The sequence below is a fragment of the Nonomuraea longicatena genome, from assembly GCF_039525605.1.
GTDB classification, from domain to species: domain Bacteria; phylum Actinomycetota; class Actinomycetes; order Streptosporangiales; family Streptosporangiaceae; genus Nonomuraea; species Nonomuraea longicatena.
This window is the reverse complement of record NZ_BAAAHQ010000043.1, coordinates 1-7,458: the sequence shown is the minus strand read 5'-3', so window position 1 is coordinate 7,458 and position 7,458 is coordinate 1. Positions and strand designations below refer to the sequence as shown.

Annotated in this window: 9 protein-coding genes; 3 read left to right on the top strand and 6 right to left on the bottom strand. The window is 71.5% G+C overall.

Translation table 11 applies throughout. From position 1 onward, the window contains the following. The 5 genes from ABD120_RS32835 to ABD120_RS32815 all read right to left on the bottom strand — a co-directional run. A partial coding sequence (locus ABD120_RS32835; protein ID WP_343954136.1) for a putative PEP-binding protein occupies window positions 1-1,114 on the bottom strand: 1,114 nt, incomplete at its 3' end. Continuing rightward, window positions 1,099-1,362, bottom strand: a complete 264-nt coding sequence (locus ABD120_RS32830; protein WP_343954135.1) for an HPr family phosphocarrier protein — start codon at window positions 1,360-1,362, stop codon at window positions 1,099-1,101. The genes ABD120_RS32830 and ABD120_RS32835, both read right to left, overlap by 16 nt. Before the next feature lie 52 nt (window positions 1,363-1,414). Next, a complete protein-coding gene (locus ABD120_RS32825; RefSeq protein ID WP_343954134.1) occupies window positions 1,415-1,861 on the bottom strand; it encodes a PTS sugar transporter subunit IIA in 447 nt (148 codons plus the stop codon). Window positions 1,862-1,873: 12 nt separating this feature from the next. Continuing rightward, on the bottom strand, window positions 1,874-2,110 hold the full coding sequence (locus tag ABD120_RS32820) for a PTS sugar transporter subunit IIB (protein WP_343954133.1): 237 nt from the start codon (window positions 2,108-2,110) through the stop codon (window positions 1,874-1,876). Between the two features lie 53 nt (window positions 2,111-2,163). After that, window positions 2,164-3,198 carry an SIS domain-containing protein gene (locus ABD120_RS32815; RefSeq protein WP_343954132.1) on the bottom strand — a complete coding sequence of 345 codons (1,035 nt, stop codon included), beginning with the start codon at window positions 3,196-3,198 and terminating at the stop codon, window positions 2,164-2,166. Between the two features lie 103 nt (window positions 3,199-3,301). Between ABD120_RS32815 and ABD120_RS32810 the strand changes: the two genes are divergently transcribed. Next, on the top strand, window positions 3,302-4,039 hold the full coding sequence (locus ABD120_RS32810; protein WP_343954131.1) for a GntR family transcriptional regulator: 738 nt from the start codon (window positions 3,302-3,304) through the stop codon (window positions 4,037-4,039). Between the two features lie 11 nt (window positions 4,040-4,050). Beyond that, the gene (locus tag ABD120_RS32805; protein ID WP_343954130.1) at window positions 4,051-5,385 is read left to right on the top strand and encodes a PTS transporter subunit EIIC; all 1,335 of its coding nucleotides are present in this window, start codon (window positions 4,051-4,053) and stop codon (window positions 5,383-5,385) included. Window positions 5,386-5,485: 100 nt separating this feature from the next. On the opposite strand, the gene ABD120_RS32800 is transcribed toward ABD120_RS32805, so the two are convergent. Next, complete coding sequence (locus ABD120_RS32800; RefSeq protein WP_343954129.1) at window positions 5,486-6,577, bottom strand: DsbA family protein; 1,092 nt, start codon at window positions 6,575-6,577, stop codon at window positions 5,486-5,488. Window positions 6,578-6,635: 58 nt separating this feature from the next. Here ABD120_RS32800 and ABD120_RS32795 point away from each other — a divergent pair, with 58 nt between their 5' ends. After that, complete coding sequence (locus ABD120_RS32795) at window positions 6,636-7,202, top strand: TetR/AcrR family transcriptional regulator (RefSeq protein WP_343954128.1); 567 nt, start codon at window positions 6,636-6,638, stop codon at window positions 7,200-7,202. Window positions 7,203-7,458: the final 256 nt, after the last annotated feature.

Here is a 7,458-nt window from a genome sequence, read left to right as displayed (position 1 = left end):
CCTGCCGCTCCAGGACCTCCGGGTAGGACCTGAGCAGCCGCAGCCCCCGCTCCCCGAGCGCCGGGTTGTGCTCGTGCGAGGGCGACCTGAGGAAGGCCAGCGGCTTGTCCGCGCCCGCGTCCAGTGTGCGCACGACGACCTTGCCGCCGGGGAACGCCTCAAGGACGCCCCGGTAGGCGTCCTGCTGCTCCTGCGGCGTCGGCTCGCCCGCGCGGTCGAGGAAGAGGAACTCGGTGCGGAACAGGCCCACGCCCTCCGCGCCCGCCGCAAGCGCCTGCGGCAGGTCGGCCGGGCCGCCGATGTTGGCCAGCAGCGGCACCGGGAAGCCGTCCTTGGTACGCCCGGGGCCGCTGACCGCCGCGATGGCCGCCTGCCTGGCCGACTGGGTGCCGACGGCCTCGCTCACCTCGTCCTGCGAGGGCTGCAGCCGTACCTCGCCGGTGGAGCCGTCGACCAGCACCCGCTGCCCCGGCCTGATCCCGGTCGCGCCCGCGCAGGCGACGACGGCGGGCACCCCCATCGCCCTGGCGAGGATCGCGGTGTGACTGGTCGGCCCGCCCTCCTCGGTGACGAAGGCGGCGACGACGTCCTTGGACAGCAGCGCGGTGTCGGCGGGCGCGAGGTCGCGGGCCACCAGCACGTACGGCTCGTCCGCGTGGGCCGGCACACCGGGCAGCGGCAGCCCGGTGAGGACGGCGATCACCCGGTCCCTGATGTCGTCGAGGTCGGCGACGCGCTCGCCGAGATAGCCGCCCGCCCCCGCCAGCATGTCGCGATATTTGCCGAAAGCCTGGTAGACGGCCCGGGGCGCGGCGATCCCCCGGTCGATCAGCGACTTGCAGCCGATGATCAGCCCCGGGTCCTCGGCCATGAGGGCCTGCGCCTGCAGGATGTCCCTGGCCTCGCCGCCCGCCTGGTCGCCGCGCGCCTCCAGAGCGCCCGCCACCTGCTTGAGCGCGGTCAGCGCGCGGTCCTTCTCCTCGTCGGCGCCGCCGGCGTACGTCTGGCCCGGAGGCGGCTCCGGCACCGTCACGTTCAGCACGTAGGCGGGACCGTGCCCGATCCCCTGGCTGACCCCCGTACCGCGCAGCCGCCCGCTCACGGTGTCTCGCATATCTCGGCCAACCGGTTCAGCAGTTCCTCGGCCTCGGGGCCGTCACCCTCGACCCGGATCACCACGCTGTCGTCCTGGCGCGCGTCCATGCCGAGGATCGCGAGGATGCTCTTGCCGTTGACCGGTGCCTGGCCGCCCTTGCTCACGGTGACCTCGAAGGGCGCCTGCGCCGCCGTCTGCACGAATGTCGCGGCCGGGCGGGCGTGCAGCCCGACCTCTGCGGCGATGACAACTTTGCGCTCAACCATGTGCTTCCTCCACGGCAATCCGGTCCGGACCAGTTTGACTCTAGAGGAACGGCTAATCCCACCGGAAAAGCGCGTCCCCCACATGGACGTCCCCCTGGACGACCCCGGTCACCGACTCCGCCGCCGCGTCCAGCGCGACCACCGGGCAGACCGGCGAGCGCCCGCCCGCCTCGATCACGGCGGGATCCCAGGCGACGACCGGCTGACCGGCGCTCACCCGGTCGCCCTCCGCCGCCAGCAGCCGGAACCCCTCCCCCTTGAGCTGGACCGTGTCGATGCCCAGGTGGACCAGCACGCCCTTGCCGTCGTCGCCCACGATCACGTACGCGTGCGGATGCAGCTTCATGATCTTCCCGGGGATCGGGGCGACCGCCTTGCCCGGCCCCCGCAGCGGATCGATGGCGGTGCCCGGCCCGACCATCCCCGCCGAGAAGACCGGGTCGGGGACGGCGGCCAGCCCCACTGCCGCCCCCTCGACCGGGGCGAGGACAGTCGTCATGCTCTCGCCCTCTTAGCGGATGATGTCCTCGATGTCGCTGGCGATCGTGTCAGCGTCGGGACCCACGACGACCTGGACCACGTTGCCCGTCGCCATCACCCCGTGGGCGCCGGCGGCCTTGAGCGCGATCTGGTCCACTTTGGAGGCGTCGTGCACCTCCGTGCGCAACCGCGTGATGCAGGGCTCGATGTCGAGGATGTTCTCGACACCGCCGAGCCCCGCGATGATCGCGTGAACGTCCGCCGCCATCCGGCCTCCCTCGTCACCACCACTGTCCGCCCAGGCTAGACGACATCGCGTGATCAGTCGGTCTGGGTCACCTTGTTCAGGCCGCGCGGGGCGTCGGGGTCGACGCCGAGCCTGCGGGCCAGCGACTCGGTCAGCAGCTGGCCGGGGACGATCAGGCCCATGGGGGCCACCCACTCGGGCAGGTCGGGGCCGTTCAGCGCGGCGGTGCCCGCCTCGGCCAGTGCCGTACCGCCGCCGACGGTGAACGCCGCGGCGCCCGCCTGCTTGACGCGCTCGGCGAGCGCGACCGTGCCCTGAAGGGTCGGCGAGTTCTCCGAGGCGACCAGCAGCGCCGGGGTGTCGGCGTCGACCACCGCGATCGGCCCGTGCAGCAGGTCGGCGTACGACAGGCCCATGGCGTGCAGGTAGCACGCCTCCTTCAGCTTGAGCGCGGTCTCCAGCGCGGTCGAGAAGGCCAGGCCGCGCCCGGAGACGACCACGCCCGGCTTGTCGGCCAGGCCCTCGACCACGGCGTCCAGGTCGCCGGGCTCGGCGATCAGCTTCTCGACCGCGTCGGGCACCTTGCGCAGGTCGCCCGCGTCCACGTCGGCGCCGAGGCCGAGCGCGAGGACCGCGAGGGCGGCGAGCTGCGTCGTGTACGTCTTGGTCGCGGGCACGGCCTTCTCCTCGCCGGCGAGGGTGACCAGCGCCAGGTCGGCCGCCTGGGCGAGCGGGCTGTCCTCGCCGCCGTTGGTCACGCCGACGGTCCGCGCGCCGCAGTCCTTCGCCCAGGCCAGCGTCTCGACGATCTCCTCGGTCCGGCCGGACTGCGAGATCGCGACGGCGAGCACGCCGTCGAGGTCGAGCTTGCGCCGGTACGTCGTGGCGATGGAGGGGGCGGCCAGCGCGGACAGGCGTCCGGCGTGGGCCTCGATCAGGTACCGTCCGTACACGGCGGCGTTGTCCGAGGTGCCGCGGGCGATGAAGAGCAGCTGCCTGGTCTGCTCGCCGAGCTTGCGCACTTCGTCGACACGGGGGAGCAACGAGTCCAGGGTGGCCCGCAGCGCCGCGGGCTGCTCGGCGATCTCGCTGCGCATCTTCGTGGTCATGTCGTCCCCATCGGCTTGACTGATAATTCCGGCATGTGGTCTAGTCCGGACTAGACCAGTACGAACCATAGCTCATTGACCAGGTCCGATCGAGAGGGGATCCGTGGCGCACATCGATCCGGACAGCCCGGTGCCGAAGTACTTCCAGCTGCGCGAGATCCTGCTCGACCTCATCGACAGCAACGAGCTCAGCATCGGCGCCGCCATCCCCTCCGAGCGCGAGCTGTGCCAGCGCTTCGGCCTGTCCCGGATGACCGTCCGGCAGGCCGTCGACCACCTGGTGTCCGAAGGCCGGCTCCACAGAGTCCCCGGCAAGGGCACCTTCGTCGCCCGCCCGAAGATCGAACTGGCCCTCCAGCTCACCTCGTTCACCGACGACATGCGCGCCCGTGGCATGGCACCCGGCTCGCGCGACCTCGACCGCCGGATCGTGCGCGCCAGCGCCCACCTGGCCAAGGAACTCGGCATCCAGCCCGGCGAAGAGGTCCACTTCATCGAACGGCTGCGCACCGCCGACGGCGAGCCGCTGTCCATCGAGCGCGCGCACATCCCCGTGAAGCTCGCCCCCGACCTCGCCGAGCACGACCTCACCGACCGGTCGCTGTACGAACTGCTCGAAAGCCGTTACGGGCTCGTCATGGACGCCGGCGAGCTCACCATCGACGGCGGCATCGCCGACCCCAGCGACGCCGACCTGCTCAAGCTGCCGCGCGGCGGCGCCGTACTCCTGCTTCAGCGCCGGTCCTTCATCGGCGGCGTCTGTGCCGAGCTGGGCGTGTCCACCTACCGCGCCGACCGATACCAGCTGCGGACCCTTCTGGAAATGCCCGCTCGACGCTGAGGACCCCCGCAGTGAACGAGACCACAGCGGCCCCTTCGCCGCTCTCTCGCGCGATGAACGTGCTGCAGCGACTGGGCCGCTCCCTCATGCTGCCGATCGCGGCCCTGCCCGCGGCCGCCCTGCTGATGCGCTTCGGCCAGCCCGACATGCTCGGCTCCAACGGCGCCGAGCCCGGCGGGCTCGCCGACGTCGCCGGCCTGGCGTGGATGGACCGCGTCGCCGCCGTCCTCGAAGCCGCGGGCGAGGCGCTGCTGGAGAACCTGCCGTTCATCTTCGCCGTCGGCGTCGCCATCGGGTACGCGCGCAAGGCCGACGGCACCACCGCGCTCGCCGCCGTCATCGGCTACCTCGTCTTCGACCGGGTCACCAAGGTGATGTTCGCCGGGTCCGGCATCCGCGACACCGTCGTCCTCAGGGAGGCCACGCCGGACGGTGTCCGCGAGGTCATCAACTACGGCGTCCAGAACCCCACCAACGTTCTCGGCGGCATCATGATCGGCCTCGTCGCCGCCCTGCTCTGGCAGCGCTTCTACCGCATCAAACTGCCCTCCTGGCTGGCCTTCTTCGGCGGGCGCCGGTTCGTGCCGATCATCACCTCGATCGTCGCCATGCTGCTCGGCGTGGTCATCGGGTGGGCCTGGCCGCTGCTCGGCGGGTGGATCAGCGAGGCCGGCGAGTGGCTGACCGGGCTCGGGCCGCTCGGCGCCGGGATCTACGGGCTCATCAACCGGCTGCTCATCCCCTTCGGGCTGCACCACTTCGCCAACTCCATCGTCTGGTACGTCGTGCCGCAGTGTGACGTCAACGGGCGGATCCTCGGCGGCGACTGGAACTGCTACTTCGCGGGCGACCCGGACTCCGGGCAGTTCATGGCCGGGTTCTTCCCCATCATGATGTTCGCCCTGCCCGCGGCCGCGCTGGCCATGTGGCAGGCGGCGCCCAAGCACCGGCGGGCGGCCGTCGGCGGCATCATGCTGTCCGCGGCGCTGGCGTCCTTCGTCACCGGGATCACCGAGCCGATCGAGTTCGCGTTCATCTTCGTCGCGCCGGTGCTGCTGGTCGCGCACGCCGTACTGACCGGGCTGGCGATGGCGCTCACGGCGCTGATCGGCGGACAGCTGGGGTTCGGGTTCTCGGCCGGGCTGCTCGACCTGCTCCTGAACGCCAGCAAGTCCAACACCCAGAACCTGGTCGGGATCCTGGCGCTGGGGCTGGTGTACGGGGTGCTGTACTACGTCGTGTTCTCGTTCCTCATCAAGCGGTACAACTTCATGACCCCCGGCCGCGAACCCGAACCCGACCTCGACTCCGGCGAGACGGCCCACGATCGCTCTCCCCCCGCGTAGGGACTCGTACCGGCCGCGGTTCGCCGTGAAGCCCGCATCGCCCGCCGCCCTCCCGTGACCGCATCCGGCCACCCGGTCGGCGCTCGGGTGGGGGTACGCCTCAGGCGTACTCTGGGCTCATCGTCTCGGCGAGACGCAGGTGGGCGGCGGCTTCGTCGGCAAGCCCCTGGCGGTGGAGAGTGCGGCCGAGCAGCAGCCTCGCGTAGGAGTCGCTCGGGTCCGACTCCACCAGGCCCTCCAGTGCGGCACGCGCCTTGCCGAGTTGCGCGGAGGCGAAGTACGCGCGGGCCGCCAGCATCACCACGTTGCGGTCGTCGCCGTGCTCGCCCCACAGCGGCTCCAGCAGCGTCAGCGCACCGAGCGGGTCCCGCTGTTCCATCAGCGACTCGGACTGCCGGAACCGCTCGATCTCCGCAGGCACCTCACGAACCGTCAGGCCTGCGGCGTCACGCAGGAACGCGGCGATCGTCTCCGGATCCTGCGCCCCCGCCAGCGCCTGTCCGTTGACCACGATCGTCGGCGAGGTGCCGATACCCCGCGCCTTTCCGACCAGCACCAGCTCCTTGACCTCCCGATCGGCGGCCCCTGCCGCCAGCAGCGCCCCCGCCCGCTCGAACCCGGCCTCGGAGGCGACCTGCGCCAGCACGTCGAGGCGGCCGATGTCGAGCCCCTCCACGAAGTACGCCCGCAGGATGCCCTCGGCGACCGCGTCCTGCGTGACGGCGCCACCGTGCCGCTCGGCCAGGTAGAGCAGCCGGTGGGCGTCATGGCTGTTGGAGCGCCAGACCGCGCCCCACCTCGGCCCGAGCCCCTCGGCGGCGGCGATCTCCGAGATCCGTACCAGATTCTCGGACGGCGTCAGCCCCGGAGCGCAGGCGCGCAGGGCCGCGTCGGCGACCGGGTCGCGGAGCAGTTCCTCACGCGGCGTGGCCGGGACGGGCGCGGACGGATCCATGCGGAACGGCCGCCAGACGACCTCGACGCCCCAGGGGTGCCGCCCGCCTGGAGCCGTCTGCCCGGCCTCCTGCGGTTGGCCGCCTTCGGGCATGGAAGCCGGGTACCCGGCTCCAGCAGCGCGTCGCCCGCCCTCGGTGGCCGACGGGCCGTCCAAGGACGCCAGCGCCTTCTCCAGCCGCCTCTTGCCGATGTACGCCCAGGCGCAGACCAGGTCTGCCCAGATCTCGATTCGCATGACCGACACACTAGGCGACAGATGTTGGATAAGCAACATATGTCGTATAGTTGAGCCCATGAACCCTGACGACCCCCGCGTACGCCGCACCCGCGCCCGGTTGAAGGTCGCCGTCCTCGACCTGGCCGCGTCCAAGGACCTGGGCGCCATCACGATGTCCGAGGTCGCCCAGCGGGCGGAGGTCAACCGCGCCACGGTCTACCAGCACTATCCGGACATCGACGCCATCGTCACCGACGCCATGCACGACACGGTCGCCGACGTGGCCCGCGCGGCCGCCCTGTGCCCGCTCGACGCGCCCAGGGACACGGCGCCCGAACCCCTCACGGACCTGTTCACCGGCCTCGCCGCCCACTCCCGGCTGCATCGGCGCATGCTCGGCGCGTCCGGGAGCGCGCTGTTCGCCACCCGCATGCGCGAGCGCCTCACCGAGGAACTGGCCCGATCGTTCCGGGCGGGAAGGCGGCCGATCGGCTTCGGGGACGTCCCGGTGGATCTTCATGCCGCGTACTTGGCGGGGGCCCTCATCGGGGTCATCGCCCATTGGCTCACCACCGACCCCCCGGCACCCGCCGACGAGATCGCACTGGCATTCTGGCGGCTGTTCCTCGGCGGACAATCGTAGGGAGAACAGGAAGACCTCCGGAAGTGGAGGAGATGCCGTTCGCCACCACTCGCGGAGGTCTTCCGGGCTCCAACGTTATCGGCGACCGTCTGCCCATGGGTTCAGAATGGCCGCCCAGAGCCACACATCCTGGAGCACCTGGCCACCGCCACGCCACGTAGTTCCGATATTCCACACCATTGGTGCAATATCCCAAGAACCCGATTTCCCCGCGTCCCCGCGCCCCCGCGCCCCCGCGCCCCCGCGCCCCCGCGCC